We start from the raw sequence: 15,839 nt of genomic DNA on the forward strand, positions 1-15,839 counted from the left end.
CTGACGCGCAGGGCACCGCGCGAGTGGAGGGACGCCCCGACCCTCAGCGGGCCGAGATCCGAGCTTCGACTTCGGTGAGTACCTTCGGCGTGAAGACCCGCAGGAAGGGAACGATGACCACCGCCGTGGCCATGGCGAAGAGGCCGAACGTCACCCGGTACCCCAGCCACTGGGCGAGCACCCCCGCCACCGCGGCACCGACCGGGCTGGAGCCCCAGGAGAAGACCCGGGCGGCGGCGCTGTAGCGGCCCATCAACTCGGCACCCACCAGAGCCTGACTGATGCTGCGGGAGTTGACCGTCCACAGGGTGCCCCCCATGCCGCCGAGGAACGCAGCTGCACCGATCGCCCAGACGTTGCTGGTCAACGCCGGGACAGCGACCATGGAAGCGGAGAAGAAGACGTTTGCGAACATGACCCACCGTCGGCCGAGGAGCCGGTTGGCGAGGCCGACACTCATCGTGCCCACGACGCCACCGACGCCCAGCGCCCCCACGAGCATGCCGTAACGGTCCGCGCTCAGGCCCAACTCCTTCGTCGCGATCAGCGGCATGAGGGCGAACCAGGCGGACCAGCAGGTGATGAGCCCGGTGACCGTCAGCGAGAGCATCCGCAGCAGCCGCTGGTCCCACAGGAACCGCAGGCCTTCCCAGATCTGCTGATGGACGGTCGATTCCCGCCGACCGGACTGCCGTGGGACCCGGAACCGGCCCACCAGGAAGGGGAGGATGAGGATGGCCAACGCGTATCCGCCGATGGTCGCGCCGAGCGCGATCGAAGCGCTCACGGCGACGAGGATGCCACCCACGAAGGGCCCGGCGAACTCGTTGCACAGCGTCTCCGCCGCTGTCACCCAGGTGTTGGCGCGCTCGCGACCGGCCGGTGCCACGGCGGCCGGGACCAGCGCCGCGGCCGACGTCAGGGCTATCACCTCCGCGACACCGAGGATCAGCCCTCCCCCGTAGAGCATGGGCAGGCTGACCACGTCGGTCGCCACGGCGGTGAAAAGAGCGAGCACCACGGTCATGCGCATGGTGTTGGCCAGCCACAGCAGCCTGCGACGGTCGGACCGGTCGACCAGCACGCCCACGTGCAGCGCGACCAGCAGCCACGGCAGGGTCAGGGCGAGCAGCACACCCGAGACCAGAGCCGGTGAGTCGGTCAGTGACGTGGCGACGAGAGGGAGTGCCACCTTGGTCACGCCGTCGGTCAGGTTGGTCACGGCGGTGAACGACACCAGCACCCAGGTGTTGCGCGTACTGGGGTCCGCCGGGGGTGACTGGGGAGACAGGCCCGGCGACGAAATGCTGGACACCGTAGGTTCTGCCATAGGAGTTCCCCATTCTGAATTCGCCCCGTGGCCGAGGCACGCGGCGCGATGCCGGGCGAGTCCTGAACACCGGACCCCCGCCCAATTGATCATGCGGCAAAACCCCGGCGAGTTCAGCCAGTTGGCGACGCGGCGAGTGCCCGACAGCGGCTGCGAATCGGCAGCACATTGGGAGAACACCACCCCCGGCAACCATCTCCCCTTGGAAGCGGCCACCGCCCCTCCGCTCTCTCATATCGACTGCCGAGGTCCAGGCGAGGAGACCATGCGGGATGGAATGAACGACGGCACCGGCAACCGGGTCGTCATCAAGGTTGGAACCTCGTCCCTGATCACTCGGGGAGAGGTGGACCCCGTCAAGCTCGACACCCTCTGCGCGACGGTGTCGAAGGGAATCGAGGCCGGTCTGGCGCCGGTGCTTGTCACCTCGGGGGCCATTGCACTGGGCCGGACCAGGCACAGCACTTTGACACAGGACACGACGGAGGCCGCGCAGACCGCGGCGGCACTCGGCCAGGGAGTGCTGTACGCCGCGCTCCATGCCCGATTTGCCGCGTACGGTCTTGAAACAGGGCAGATCATGCTGACGCCGCACGATCTCGTCGCGCCGGAACACGGTGGGGGAGTCCGCGGCACGCTCGACCTGATGCGGTCGCTGGGCATGGTGCCCATCGTCAACGAGAACGACGCGCTGGGCGTGCGCAACAACGACGTACTGGCCGCTCTGCTGAGCGGGTTCATCGAAGCGCGGCTGCTTCTGCTGCTCACCAACGTGGCCGGCCTCTACGACGGCAACCCGCTGCTCGGCGACGACGCTGTGCGCATCGCCGAGGTCACGGGTCCGATCTCCGAGGTCGAGGCAGTCGCCGGGGGATCCACCGGGGACGGCGGAACCGGCGGCATGCTCGTGAAACTGAGCGCCTGCTGGATCGCCACGCACGCCGGGGTCCGCACCGTGGTGGCCGATGCCATGGACTCCACCGCCCTGGTCGCGGCCTTCCGGGGCGACGAGGTGGCGGGGACCGTCTTCCCGCCGCGCACATCCCACTGCGCCGCACCCGACCTGGGTCGCCTGTGGCGTGCGTTCCGCAACCCCCCGAGCGGGTCCGTGATCTGCGACGCCGCGGGGCAGCAGGCGATCGAGTCGGGCCGAGCCCTGCTCGGCGGGAACGTCGGCGCGATCAGGGGGTCCTTCGACAGCGGCGACGTCGTGGACATCGTCGGCACGGATTCCCGGGTGATCGCCCGCGGCAGCGTCCGCCTCGGCTCGGCGGAGGCCGGGGCCGGCGGCCGGTCCGCCTCGGCATTGTTCGACGACTGTGACTACGTACGGATTTTTGGAGGCTAGTTGTGTCGGTAACCGAGATCTGCCGTGCTGCTGCGGAGGCGTCCGCCCACGTCAAGCAGCTGACCACGGCCCAGAAGGACCAGGTCCTCCTGGACATGGCGGCCGCCGTCGAGCGCCACCGGGACTCGATCATCAAGGCGAACGAGCAGGACATCGAGGCCGCCCGTGCGGCCGGCGTCACCCCCACCCTCATCGACCGCCTGACCCTGACCGAGAGCAGGATGGCCGGCCTGGTGAAGGCCATCCACACGGTGGCGTCGCTGGCGGACCCGGTCGGTGAGGTCGTCAAGGGCTGGACGCGGCCCAACGGGCTGCTGGTCGAGCAGGTGCGGGAGCCGCTGGGCGTCGTCGCCGTGATCTACGAGGCTCGGCCCAATGTCACGGCGGAGGTCGCGGCGCTGTGCCTGAAGACCGGCAACTGCGCGGTGCTGCGCGGTTCGTCCATGGCCACGGCCACCAATGCCGCGATCATGGCGGCCCTGGCGGAGGCCGTCTCCGAGCACGACGAAGTGCCCGCCGCGGCCGTTCAGCTGGTGTCGGACCCGTCCCGTGACGCCGCCATGGAACTCATGCGTGCCAAGGGGTACGTCGACCTGCTCGTCCCGCGAGGTGGCCCGGAGCTGATCGCCTCCGTCGAGCAGAACGCCACCGTACCCACGGTGATCGACGGCGCCGGCAACTGCCACACCTACATCGACGGCTCCGCCGACCTGGACATCGCGACCGCTGTGACGATCAACGCGAAGACCTCCCGGCCCAGCGTGTGCAACGCGATGGAGACGCTGCTGGTCCACGAGGACCTGGCGGAGACCTGGCTGCCCGGTGTCCTTGGACTACTGGCCGAGGCGGGCGTGGAGATCCGCGGTGACGAGACCGTGCAGCGCGTCTGGCCGAAGGCGGTCGCCGCGACCGAGGAGGACTGGGGCACCGAGTACCTGCGGCTCGTGCTCGCGGTCAAGGTCGTTCCCGATGCCGATGGCGCCATCGCGCACATCCGTCGGTGGGGCACCTCCAACGCGGAGGGCATCGTGGCCAAGGACATCGACGTGGCGCGGCGCTTCACCCGGGAGGTCGACTCCGGCAGCGTCTTCGTCAACACCTCCACCCGCTACTCCGACGGCGGCGAGTTCGGCTACGGCGTGGAGATCGGCGTCTCCACCCAGAAGCTGCATGTGCGGGGGCCCATGGGCCTGGACGCGCTCACCACCGTGAAGAACGTGGTCTGGGGCAGTGGCCAGACGAGGACGATCTGATGGGGGGACAACTGCACACCGCGACGAAGCAGCCGTTGCGCACCTCCTTGCTGATGGAGGACATCGGCCAGGCACTGTCGGTCCAGTACAACAACCTGGTCTACGACATGAAGGCCGCCGGACGGGACATCATCACGCTGTCCCTCGGCGAGGCCTTCTTCGACCTGCCACTGCCGTCGTTCGACGGGCTCACGACGCCCGATCTGCACCACTACTCGCACTCCCGGGGGCTGCCGGAGCTGCGTCGGCTGCTGGCCAAGTACTACGAGACAAGGTTCACGCTCCCGGTGGACCCGGACACCGAGGTGATCGTCACCGCCGGATCGAAGGCCGCCATCTACATGGCGCTCATGGCCATCCTCGACCCCGGCGACCAGGTGATCGTGCCGGAGCCGTACTGGCTGAGCTATCCGGCGCAGATCCGTATGTGCCGTGGCGAGCCGGTGATGGTTCCCCACGATGTGCCCGTCTTCGACTTCGAACGTTTCGTCACTGCGCGCACGCGTGCCGTCATCATCAACAACCCGAACAACCCCAGCGGGCACATCTACACCCGGGCCGAGCTGGAGTACCTGCACGAACTGGCCGACCGTCATGGGCTCTTGCTGATCGTCGACGAGGCGTACAACGAGTTCATGCCGCCGGGCACCGAGTTCCTCGCGGCCGGGGCGCTCGACCCGGACAAGGAGCACACGGTCACGGTCAACTCGATGTCGAAGAACTACGGCGTCTCGGGCTGGCGGATCGGATACCTCATCGCCAACCAGCGGCTCACCGACCAGATTCTGAAGATCAACCAGCACCTGGTCACCTGTGCGCCGACCATTCTGGCTGCCTATCTCGCCGAACGTTTCGACGACCTTCTGGACATCACCAGACCGCAGATCCAGCGCACCGTCCAACTGCGCAACCGTGTCGGTACCTGGTTCGCTGACAACGGCATCGACACGTTGCCCGGCACGTCGACGTTCTATCTCTTCGTCTCCCTGGGCGGATCCAGCCTCGACTCCACCGAGTTCGCCGGCCGGCTGCTGAAGGAGAGCGGGATCAGCGTGGTGCCCGGCATCGGGTACGGGGACTCGTGCGATCGCCATATCCGGGTCTCCGTGGGCAGCGAGTCCCAAGACCGCATCGCCCGCGGTGTGGCCGCGATCCGCGACCTCGTCGAGAGCACCACTCCGGCACACCTTCCCGCTCGCCCGTACCCGACGCAGTTCGCTCGCCCGGAGGGCCGGATCTAGGGCGTTCCTTGTGTTCGAGGTCCCGCTATGCCGCGCACTGGGGGATGTCCTGTTCGGTCCAGATGCACTTGCCGTCGTGCAGGTAGCGGGCGCCCCAGCGTTTGGAAAGGGCGGCGACGAGTTGCAGGCCGCGGCCGCCCTCGTCGGTGTGGGCGGCGTGGCGGATACGCGGGGTGCTGGGGCTGCCGTCGTAGACCTCGCAGGTCAACGAGCGGCTGCGGAGCAGGCGCAGCCGGATGGGGCCCTTGGCGTGCCGGATCACGTTGCCGACCAGCTCGCTGGCCAGCAGCTCGGTGGTGATCGCCAGCTCGTCCAGCCCCCAGGCGGCCAGTTGGTTGCGGACGTGTGCGCGGGCCTGTCCGGCAGCGCGGGGATCCTCCGGGAGGATCCAGGAGGCGACATCGCCGGCGTCGGTGGCCTGCGTGTGGGCGATGAGGAGGGCCGCGTCGTCGCTCGTGCTGCCATGGTCGGGCAGCAGGGCCGCGACCACTGTCTCGCACAGGTCGTCCAGGCGCCGGACGGCGTCGTTCTCGTCCAGCGCCGTGAACGTGGGCGCCGCGTGCTGAGTGAGGACCTGGTGCAGTCGGGCCAGTCCCTGGTCGACGAACTGGGTGGCGGATTCGACGAGTCCGTCGGTGCACAGGACCAGCAGGCACTCTTCGGGCAGGAGTATCTGGTGGGTTTCGAACGGTGGCTCGGCGGCCCCCAGCGGCGGGTCGGCAGTCAGGTCGGGCCTGTGGACGGTGCCATCGGGATGGACGACGACCGGGGGGACGTGGCCGGCCAGGGAGAAGGAGCATATCCGGGTGATCGGGTCGAAGACGGCGTACAGGCAGGTGGCGTAGCAGTCCTCACCCAGGTCGTTCACCAGGTCGTTGAGACGGCTGAGCAACTCGTCGGGAGGTATGTCCAAGTCGGCGAGGGTGCGTACCGCGGTGCGCAGCTGGCCCATGGTGGCCGCTTCGGGGATGCCGTGTCCCATGACGTCGCCGATCACCATGGCGACCCTGTCGGCGGACAGCGGGATCACGTCGTACCAGTCGCCACCGACTTGCTCGCCCCTGCCCGCGGGCAGGTAGCGTGCGGCAGCGCAGGTGGCAGGCAGGCGGGGCAGCGTCCGGGGCAGCAGGCCACGCTGCAGCCCCTGTGCCCGGGCGTGTTCCACGTCGAACAACCGGGCCCGTTCCAGCGACTGGCCGACCAGACCGCTCAAGGCGGTCAGCAGCGTGCGCTCCTCGTCGGTGAAGGAGCGTTGCCGGGTGAAGGACACCAGGCACATGCCGATGGCGTGCCCGGAGGCGACCATGGGCAGGAACGCCCACGCGTTCTTCCGGGCCGCTGCCGGTATGTGCCCCAGTGTGGGATAACGTCGGCAGTACTCTGCGGCCGATTCGATGAACCGGGGAGTACATGCCCCGAACACGTCGGCGGCCACGGGGTAGTCGGTGACCGCGAGCCCGTCGAGCAGGCCGAGGAATTCCTGCGTGTATCCGCGGGAGTCGACCACATGCTGTCGGCCGCTTTCGAACACCCAGACTATGAGCCCGTCGGCGCCGAACGGGGGCAGGACGTGCGCCGCCACGGCCTGCACGACCTCCCGAGAGGCGACCGCCTCCGCGAGCGCAGAGGTCAGCTTGCCCATCCGAACCGTCCGCTCGGAACCGGCCACCGAACGGCAGGCAGGTGCCGGGTGGGGCAAGTCCTCCAGACGGGCAGCGGCCCATCCCGCCACCGAATGCAGAAAGGACCGCTGTATCTCGTCCGGCTCGCCGGACCCCGCCGTGATCACGGACAGCACGCCGATCGGCCCATCGGCACCGAGCAGGGGCACCGCTGCCGTGCCGGCCGCCCCGGTGCCCAGGTTGTCCCCGGCCACCCAGGCGTACTCACCGCACCGCAGGGCGCGTACGGGCGCCACCTGCTGGTCTTCGGACAGCTCCGCCCACGCCTCGGCGCTCTCCGCGGCCACCCCGCTGACCGCGACCAGGCGCAGCCGGCGAGCGACAGGATCCCACCGGTGCAGGAGCGCGCCCCGGCTGTCCAGGCACTCGGCGGCTTTTAGGGCCAGCATCGCCTCCGCGCTCCGCGCCGCTTTGTACGAGGCGGCCGGACGGCTCGGCCCTGGCGGCTGAGGGTGATCCCCGGCTCTGCCTGTCGCAGGTATCAATTCGCCTCCTACTTACTCCTGGCTCGCGGATCTGTACATTCAGTGACGAACAGCTCCGCAAATCAGGCAAACCAAAACAATACACCGCCGTTCGCATATGTCCCCGGCTTTGCTTGCGACAACCGTCGGCTCAGCCGCCAGATGCCCTGCCCGTCAGGGAGTCGAGAGTGGCGACCGGTGTCGTGCCGTCGGCCGTGAAGGCGAGGCCGGTCGACCCGGCTTTGCCGCCCCGCGGGAGTACAAGGGTCCCCGACGTCGACAGCCGACGCGCCGTCTCGCCGGCCGCACAACCCACCACGCCCCGCAGGCGCAACCGCCGGGCCTCGGTGAAGAGCTGTTGGCAAGCAGTGCCCTCTCAGACCGCGCCGTAGGGGCATCCCTGCGGCGCCCCCGTGGTCCGGTGCACGAAGGCCGGTCGCAGGTCGGGGTCCTCGGGGTCGTAGTAGCGGTGGAACACCGCGGTCGCCCCTGAGGACAGGGGCGGGACGATCCAGCTCCAGTCGGTCGGCACCGGGCGCCCGTGCCGCCTCTCGCGGTCCACGTGCGCGAGGAACCGCTGCGACTCCGTGTGGTGGTCGGCCATGCTCACCCCTGCCTGCTCGTAGGAATGCAGCACCGCCAGGTTCAGCTCGACCAGGGCGCGGTCCCGCCACAGGGTGCGCTCGTTGCGGGTGTCGAGGCCGAACAACTCGGCGACAGTGGGCAGCAGGTTGTAGCGGTCGGTGTCGGCGAGGTTGCGTGAGCCGATCTCGGTGCCCATGTACCAGCCGTTGAAGGGCGCGGCCGGGTACGTGACCCCGCCGATCTCCAGCGACATGTCGCTGACGGCCGGCACCGCGTACCAGCGCAGACCGAGGGCGGCGAACCCGGGATGGTACGGATGCGTCAACGGCACCTCCAGCACGGCGTCCTCGGGCACCTCGTAGAACTCCGGGGCCATGCCGGAGCCGGGCTGCACCAGCAACGGCAGCACCTCGAAGGGGGTTTCGCCGCCCTTCCAGCCCAAGTCCCTGGCCAGCGCCACCCGTTGGGCGCTGCGCGGGTCGTCCGCGTAGCGCACCAACTGCTCGCCCAGCAGCCTGGCGGCGGGACGGCCGGGGCGATCGGGGGCGAAGACGCTGATGACCGGCCGGATACGGCCTCCGTTGGTCGCGATCCGCAGATGCTCGAAGCACTCCCTGGCGATGTCGTCGGGATGTGTGACATGCCGCAGGTCCCGCACGATCAGGTTGTTCCAGTAGAGCCGGCCTATGCAGCGCGCCGCGTTGCGCCAGGCCACCCGGGCGCCGAACGCCACCTCCGCCGGGGTGTGTGCGTACGTGCCGAAGCGCTCCACCTCCGCGGTGACCTCCGCGAGCCGCCGGTGCGGATCGCCGTCGCCCGGGTTCTCGGCGGCGTACTGGCGGATGAACACCTCGGCGGCCGCCAGGACGGCCTCGGGCGCCGACGGGCGGCGCCGAGCCGGGTCGGACGAAGGGGGGAGTTGCACCGGGTTCTCTCCTGCTCGGGGTCTGGTGCTCGCACGGGCCCTGCGCGCCGGAGGTGGTCCGGCGACTGCTCGGCCCGGGAGCGGACGGGGCGATGCCGAGTCCGGCGGGCGGGCGCGGCAAGCGAGTGGCCGCGCGGCCGGGGCTGGGTCGGCCGGATCGGGCGACGCTCAGTCCTCGGGTGGTTCCCGCAACTGCCGGGGCAGTAAAGCGGCCTCGAGTGCGGGTACGTCGAAGGGGTCGAAATGGATCCGCTCCTGCGGGATACCCTGCCGGGCCAGGGTGGCGCTGGCCTGCGTGACCATGTCCACCGGCCCGGAGAGGAACGCCTCGTGCCGGTACCACGGCCCGAACTCGTTCAGCACCCGTGGCAGGGTGCCCTCCAGCCCCGCAATACGCTCGTGCGACACCGCGGCCCGCACGGACAGCCAGTGGTGCCGCTGGGACATCCTGAGCATGTCGTCGAGGCCGTACAGCTCCTCGGCGGTCCGCGCGCCGACGAAGACGTCGACGTAGCGTTCCGTCCCGATGCGGGCCGCGTCCTCGACCAGGGCCTTGATGGGTGCCATGCCGGTCCCGCCGGCCACGCACACCAGATCCCGCTCGGCGCGCGGGTCGAGCGTCATGTCGCCCTGAGCGGGTCCGAGCCGCACCATGTCCCCGGGCTTGGCGCCGTAGACCAGGCCCTGGCTGACCTGGCCCTGGGCGACCGCGCGCACGTGGAAGGTCACGGTGTTGTCCGGTCGCGGTGCGTGCGCGGGCGAGTAGTAGCGCCACGCCTTGGGGTGCCAGGGCGTCTCCACGCTCGCGTACTGGCCCGCCGTGTACGGGTAGGGCGCGTCGGGCCGCACGGTGATTTCCGCGATGCCGTGGCCGCGGTGCAGGTGGTGGATGATCTCCGCCTCCCACACCGCGGGCGCCGTGCGGGCGTCCTCCGCCGCCGCGTGCATCATCACCTGGGCGACGACGCCGTATCCGTGCGTCCATGCGGCGGCCAGTTCCGGGCTCCACGCCGGGCCTGCGTAGCGGGCCAGGGAGGCGAGCAGGCACTCGCCCACCGCGGGGTAGTGGCCGTCCAGCGCCCCGAACTTGCGGTGGTCGCGGCCGAGCCGGCCGCAGAACCGGATCAGGTTCTCCGGGTCGTCGACGAGGTCGACGATCTGCAGCAGCCCGCGCAGCAACCGGTCGCGCTGCACGTCCAGGTTGTCCGGGAAGAGCCCGCGCACCTCGGGGTGGCGTGCGAACAGAATGGCGTAGAAATACACCGTCATGTCCGCTGCGTGCGGGCCGACCACGGTCACGCTTGCGCGCATCAGGGCGATCTCCTCCGCGGTCAGCGGCACGAGGTCCGGCAGCGGACTCGGCGCCGGGGGTGAGGGAGCGGCAGGAGGCGCTGCTGATTCCGGTGACTGCGCCGTGGCATCCGCTGCGTCACGGCGTCCTCGCGACGCTCGGGAGAAAATCACCGGGCGCCTCCCGCTTCAGATTGAATCGTCATCACCATGAGGGAAATTCAGTGTCAGAGCAGTGGGGAGCGGGGACCGCCACGACCGCTGCACAACCGGTCGCGACTGCCCGGGACAGGCCGATGACCGGCACGGGGTTCCGCTGTGCCGGTTGCCCACCCTGCACCCAGAAAGGGTCCGCCATTCGGCTGTGGCGCCGTCACGATACGACGCCAGGGTTCAACTCGGCCGCACATCGGCGACTTGGGAATGGACGGGGCGGAACTCCCTGGGACGTCCTGCCGCTCGGTGGCGATCGGCAGGAACGCATTCACCCTAATACACAATCTTCACCCGTCAACCAAAGGATAGGCACGACCTCGCCGCCACTCGCGCGCTTTCGCCCCGCGGGCCGGTCTGCGAGGCGTGGGTTCGGCGCCGAGGAGGGGAGGTCGATGCAGAACCGACCGGATAAACCGTGTGGAACCGGCCGGAATCAGGCTGCGGTGCGGCAGCCCGGCAACTTCGCGAAATTCGCGTCCGCTTCTGCCGGTGACGTGTCGAAGCCCACTCCGCATTGCCACCCGAAACCCGTCGGTTTCGGGAGCTGCAGTGTATTCAGAAGGCATGGCTCATGACAGCGTAATACCGTGTGAATTCGCCGAGCTGAATGTGATCTCTGTCGGTAAATCCGGATAACCGGGGCACTCGGGTTCCGGGCTGCGGCCCTGCTCCGGGAATACCCTGCGCTCCGGCGGACCAGCGTCTGTACCAGCAGCCGGAGGGTGTTACCTCACGCGCGGGTGAAGGCCGGCTGCGCGAGGTCGGCCACCCGTGTGGGGCGGCCCAGGAGGGCCACCTCGCGGAACTGCCACAGCAGTGCGCCTGTCGGGGCGTGTACCACCATGCCCCGGCGCAGTGGCAGTTGGAGCAGCGGGCGGCCGTCGCCGTCGGTTCGCCAGCGAGGGATGTCCGGGTCGGTGAGCCGGCGCAGCGGGATGGGATGCAGTGAGTGGACCTCGCGCCGGTCGCGTGTGAAGGTCACCGGCTCCCGCGGGATGACGACGACCGGCGTGATGACGAAACCGGAGTCGGTGACGAAGTCGTCGAGCAGCCCGGCCACCTCGCCGGGATCCGCGAGGACTCCCGTTTCCTCGGCCAGTTCCCGCAGCGCCGCCGCCACCGGAGTCTCGCCGTCGTCCAGCCGGCCACCGGGCAGCGCCCACTGACCGGCGTTTCGGCCGCGCGGGGCTCGCTTGATCAGCAGGACGTGGGCCCGGCCGCGGTGGGCGAAGAGAGTAAGGCAGACGCCGGCGCGCCGGGAGGCCTGTGATGCGGTGGCCTCGCGCCGTTCGAACACGGCCAGATTGGCCCGCACCCGGTCGGCGACCTCCCCCAGGGCAGAGGCCGTCGCGGTGGCGCCGAGCCCCTCAGGCATGGCTGCGTTCACGGGTTCCCCCTGTCCGTGCGAGCAGTTCGCGCGCGATGAAGTCCACCAGGACCGTCCGCATCCGCTCGGCGGTCACCTGCGGAGCCCCGGTCAGTACCTGGATGGCCAGGCCGTCGGTGAGCGCGGTGATGCCGAGCGCGAGCTGCTCGGCGTCGGCGTCGGCACTGAACTCTCCCTGCCGTTGCCCCCTGCGGATGATCCTGACCACGGCCTCGCGCCAGCGGGCGTAGAAGTCGTTGTGGATGGCGCGCAGTTCGGGCCGCAAGGCCGTCTCCGTCCAGAACTGCAGCCACACCAGCCACTCGTCCCGGACCCGGCCCGGCGTGGGCAGTTGCATGTCGATGAGCCTGAGCAGGCGTTCGTGGGCGCTGTCCACGGCCCTGAGTTCGGCGCTCTGCCGCTCGAAGGCGCTGTGGACGCAGTGCAGCAGTGCCGCACTGAGCACGTCCTGCTTCGTGGGGAAGTAGTAGTGCACGGCACCGCTGCTGGTGCCGCACGCGCGGGCGATGTCAGCGATCCGCACGTCGTGGTAGCCGTGCTCGGAGATCAGTTTCCAGGCCGCCTCGAGGAATTCGGTGCGCCGGCGTTCGTCGCCCGCCTGCTCGGCCGGCGCCGCTTGTCCCCCCGGCTCGGCGGGCCGCCGCTCGGCCGCCGCACGCGGTCCCGTGCCCCGGCCGTACACCAGCCAGTCCACGGTGACGCCGCCCGCCGCGGCGATGGCCGACAACTCCTTGGCCGTGAAGCGGCGGCTGCCCTGAAGCGACTTGGAGAGCTTGGTCGGCTCCAGGCCGATGCGTGCGGCGAACTCCCGGTGTGTGTCCGCGACCGATGCGATCACGCTGCGCACGCGCTGCGCTGTGTCGTCCATGCTCCCCAAGCGTAGGCCTCCGTTGCGTAAATCGCAATACCGCTGGTGTGTGCCGGGGCGCACACAATGCCTGCACGATCAGAGAAACCGCAGGTTGTACAACCTATTGACAGCGCTCGTACGGCATCTCAGAGTGAGGGCAATTCCCGACCGACGCATCAGTTAGTCGACGTCCCGGGCACGGATCCCCGTCATGGTTCCGCATGCCCTGATCCCGGCAGGAAAGAGAGCACCGTGGGGACGACACCACTGCGCCCTGATGTGCACGACGGCAAGGTCGTGCTGATCACGGGCGGGGGCACCGGCATCGGCCGCGCCATCGCCGCCGACTTCGCCGCCTGCGGGGCGAAGGTCGTGGTCTGCGGCCGCCGCCCCGGTCCGCTGGAGGAGGTACGCGCCGAGATCGAGACCGCCGGCGGTACCTGTCTGACCGTCCCCGCGAACATCCGCGAGGAGGGCGCGGCCACCCGGGTCGTGGACGCCGCCCTGGCGGCGTTCGGCCGTATCGACGTGCTCGTCAACAGCGCCGGCGGCCAGTTCACCGCCCCTGCCGAGGAGATCACCCCAAGGGGCTGGCGCGCGGTGCACGACCTCGCCGTGGACGCCGGCTGGGCCATGACCCGCGAGGTCGCGATCCGCTCGATGATCCCGAACCGGTCCGGCGCCGTGTTCTTCATGGCGTTCTCCCCGCGCCGCGGCATCCCCGGCATGGTGCACGCCACCTCCGCACGCGCCGCCCTGGAGAACCTCGCCGCCGGACTGTCCCTGGAGTGGAGCCGCTACGGCATCCGCACCGTGTGCGTCGCCCCCGGCACCATCGCCACCGAGGGGATGGCGGCCGCGTACGGCGACGAGGACCGCCGCACCTGGGAGCAGGCCGTCCCGCTCGGCCGGCTGGGCCGCCCGGAGGAGGTCTCCGGGCTTGTGTCCTTCCTCGCCTCCCCGGGCGGCTCGTACGTCACCGGCACGACCGTCGTCGTCGACGGCGGCGTGGACGCCTGGGGCACCGGCCACCCGGCCCCGGACCTGGCGGTCCGCACGCCCGGCGCCCCGAAATCGCCCGGCGCCCTCGACGCGCCGCACACCCCCGGTTCCCCGAACAGCCCGGACGCCCTGGAGATCGCCCCGTGACCCTCACACTCCCCGACGGCACGGCCGCACCCGCCGACGCCGCCCGTGACCTGTCCGCGCTCTTCGACCCGGCCTCGGTCGCCGTCATCGGAGCCAGCAACGACCAGACCAAGTACGGAAACTGGATCGCGGTCCAGGCGCTGCGCGGGGACCGGCGGCGCCCGGTCCACCTGGTCAACCGGCGCGGCGAACCCGTGCTGGGCCGCCCCGTCCACCGTCGCGCCGTCGACGCGCCGGGCGGCGTGGACCTCGCCGTGATCGCCGTGCCCGCCGCGGGGTTCGCCGACGCCGTGGACGACGCCCTCGCCGCCGGCGCCCGGGCGATCGTCGGCATCACCGCGGGCTTCGCCGAGCTCGGCGAGGAGGGCCGGCAGCGCGAGTCGGCCCTGGCCGCGCGTATCCGGCAGGCGGGCGCGGTCCTGCTCGGCCCGAACTGCCTCGGCGTGCTCGACACCACCAGCGGGCTGCGCCTCGCCTCCAACGACATGCCCGCAGGGCCCGTCGGGTTCATCTCCCAGAGCGGCAACATGGCCCTCGAACTCGGCCGCCACCTGGAGCGGGACGGTCTCGGCTTCTCCCGGTTCGCCTCCCTCGGCAACCAGGCCGACCTCACCGCCGCCGACCTCATCCACGGCTACACCGCACACGACGGCACCGAGCTGATCGCGCTGTACTGCGAGGACTTCGGTGACGGACGGGCCTTCGCCCGTGCCGCCGCCGACGCCGTAGGGGCCGGGAAGCCCGTCGTTCTTCTCACGGTCGGCGCCGGGCAGGCCTCCATGCGCGGCGCCCGCTCCCACACCGGAGCGCTCACCAGCGACCTTGCGGTCATCGACGCAGCGTGCCGGGCCGCGGGCGTGGACCGCGTCGCCAGCGTCGCCGAACTCGCCCACCTGCTCGGGGCACTGCACCGCAACCGCCGGGGCGGCGGACGCCGCGTCGCCGTCATCGCGGACGGCGGCGGTCACGCCTCCCTCGCCAGCGACCTCGCCGAGGCACACGGTCTGGTCGTCCCCGAGTTCGGCGCCTCTCTCACCTCCGCCCTGGCCGCCGAGCTGCCACCCTCCGCGGGCACCACCAACCCGGTCGACCTGGCCGGGGCGGGGGAGCAGGACATCACCTCCTTCGGCCGGGTCCTCGACCTGGCGCTGAGCGCCGACGAGGTCGACGCCGTCCTGGTCACCGGCTACTTCGGCGGCTACGGAGGCTACGGCGAGGCGCTCGCGAACGCCGAGAGGGCCACCGCCCGTGTGATGGCCGAACACGTCCGCGCCCACGGCAAGCCCGTCGCCGTCCACACGATGTACGCGGAGCGGCCCGCCGCCACGGAACTCAAGGACCAGGGCGTCTGCGTCTTCGGCGCGGTGGAGCACGCGGCCGGGGTCCTCGGCCGGATCGCCGAACGCTCCGAGCGGCCCGCCCCCCGGGTGCCCGCCCTGCCCAATCCCGCGGCACCCGCCACGGCCGACGACTACTGGACCGCACGCGAACTGCTGCGCAACGTCGGGCTCCCGTTCCCCGCCGCCCGCCTGGTGCACACCGAGGACGAGGCGGCCACGGCCGCCCGGGAGATCGGCGGGCCCGTCGTACTCAAGGCCATGGGCCTGCTGCACAAGTCCGACGCGGGCGGCGTCGCGCTCGGCCTCGCCGACGAAACCGGCGTACGGGCCGCGCACGCCGACATGACGCGCCGCCTCGCCCCGCCCGGCTACTGCGTCGAGGCCATGGCCGACACGACGGACGGCGTCGAACTCATCGTCGGCGTCCGCCGCGACCCCCGCTTCGGTCCCGTCGCGCTCGTCGGTCTCGGCGGCGTCTTCACCGAAGTGCTGCGCGACGTCCGGCTCGCGCTGGCGCCCGTCACCGCGGCCGAGGCCGAGTCCCTGCTGGCCCGTCTGACCGCCGCACCCCTGCTGCACGGCACCCGCGGGCGGCCCGCCGTGGACGTCGCGGCCGCCGCCCGGGCGGTCGAGGCCATCACGGCCGTCGCCGCCGCACACCCCGAGATCGACGAGCTGGAGGTAAACCCCCTGCTCGTCACCCCCGAGGGCTGCCTGGGCCTCGACGCCCGCCTCGTCCTCGGCTCCTGACCCGTCGTCACCCCACCTCACGAGGAGAG

The 15,839-nt window shown here is 70.7% G+C and carries 11 protein-coding genes; 5 read left to right on the forward strand and 6 right to left on the reverse strand.

Annotated features, from left to right (window positions below):
• Positions 1-43: 43 nt before the first annotated feature.
• Complete coding sequence (locus tag GQF42_RS36720) at positions 44-1,330, reverse strand: MFS transporter (protein WP_158927141.1); 1,287 nt, start codon at positions 1,328-1,330, stop codon at positions 44-46.
• 265 nt (positions 1,331-1,595) lie between these two features.
• Here GQF42_RS36720 and proB point away from each other — a divergent pair, with 265 nt between their 5' ends.
• From proB to GQF42_RS36735, 3 genes are read left to right on the forward strand one after another with little or no spacing between them, the layout of a single operon-like run.
• Entirely contained in the window at positions 1,596-2,678 is a 1,083-nt protein-coding gene (gene proB, locus GQF42_RS36725) for a glutamate 5-kinase (protein WP_158927143.1), read from the forward strand.
• Between the two features lie 2 nt (positions 2,679-2,680).
• Positions 2,681-3,931: a glutamate-5-semialdehyde dehydrogenase gene (locus tag GQF42_RS36730; RefSeq protein ID WP_158927145.1), complete on the forward strand. Its 1,251-nt coding sequence runs from the start codon at positions 2,681-2,683 to the stop codon at positions 3,929-3,931.
• Complete coding sequence (locus tag GQF42_RS36735; protein ID WP_158927147.1) at positions 3,931-5,172, forward strand: pyridoxal phosphate-dependent aminotransferase; 1,242 nt, start codon at positions 3,931-3,933, stop codon at positions 5,170-5,172. The genes GQF42_RS36730 and GQF42_RS36735 overlap by 1 nt, the downstream gene beginning before the upstream one ends.
• Before the next feature lie 25 nt (positions 5,173-5,197).
• Here GQF42_RS36735 and GQF42_RS36740 read toward each other — a convergent pair whose 3' ends face one another.
• The 5 genes from GQF42_RS36740 to GQF42_RS36760 form a co-directional block, all read right to left on the reverse strand.
• Complete coding sequence (locus GQF42_RS36740; RefSeq protein WP_158927149.1) at positions 5,198-7,243, reverse strand: ATP-binding SpoIIE family protein phosphatase; 2,046 nt, start codon at positions 7,241-7,243, stop codon at positions 5,198-5,200.
• Positions 7,244-7,694: 451 nt separating this feature from the next.
• Positions 7,695-8,828: a nitric oxide synthase oxygenase gene (locus tag GQF42_RS36745; RefSeq protein ID WP_158927151.1), complete on the reverse strand. Its 1,134-nt coding sequence runs from the start codon at positions 8,826-8,828 to the stop codon at positions 7,695-7,697.
• A 168-nt stretch (positions 8,829-8,996) separates the two neighbouring features.
• Complete coding sequence (locus GQF42_RS36750; protein WP_158927153.1) at positions 8,997-10,139, reverse strand: globin domain-containing protein; 1,143 nt, start codon at positions 10,137-10,139, stop codon at positions 8,997-8,999.
• Positions 10,140-11,064: 925 nt separating this feature from the next.
• Entirely contained in the window at positions 11,065-11,721 is a 657-nt protein-coding gene (locus GQF42_RS47040) for an NUDIX hydrolase (protein ID WP_325100385.1), read from the reverse strand.
• The gene (locus GQF42_RS36760; RefSeq protein ID WP_158927155.1) at positions 11,702-12,589 is read right to left on the reverse strand and encodes a TetR/AcrR family transcriptional regulator; all 888 of its coding nucleotides are present in this window, start codon (positions 12,587-12,589) and stop codon (positions 11,702-11,704) included. Before GQF42_RS36760 ends, GQF42_RS47040 begins: the two co-directional genes overlap by 20 nt.
• A gap of 234 nt (positions 12,590-12,823) precedes the next feature.
• Here GQF42_RS36760 and GQF42_RS36765 point away from each other — a divergent pair, with 234 nt between their 5' ends.
• Positions 12,824-13,720 carry an SDR family NAD(P)-dependent oxidoreductase gene (locus tag GQF42_RS36765; protein ID WP_233273608.1) on the forward strand — a complete coding sequence of 299 codons (897 nt, stop codon included), beginning with the start codon at positions 12,824-12,826 and terminating at the stop codon, positions 13,718-13,720.
• Entirely contained in the window at positions 13,717-15,810 is a 2,094-nt protein-coding gene (locus tag GQF42_RS36770; RefSeq protein ID WP_158927159.1) for an acetate--CoA ligase family protein, read from the forward strand. The genes GQF42_RS36765 and GQF42_RS36770 overlap by 4 nt, the downstream gene beginning before the upstream one ends.
• Positions 15,811-15,839: the final 29 nt, after the last annotated feature.

The sequence above is a fragment of the Streptomyces broussonetiae genome (assembly GCF_009796285.1).
Classification (GTDB): Bacteria; Actinomycetota; Actinomycetes; order Streptomycetales; family Streptomycetaceae; genus Streptomyces; species Streptomyces broussonetiae.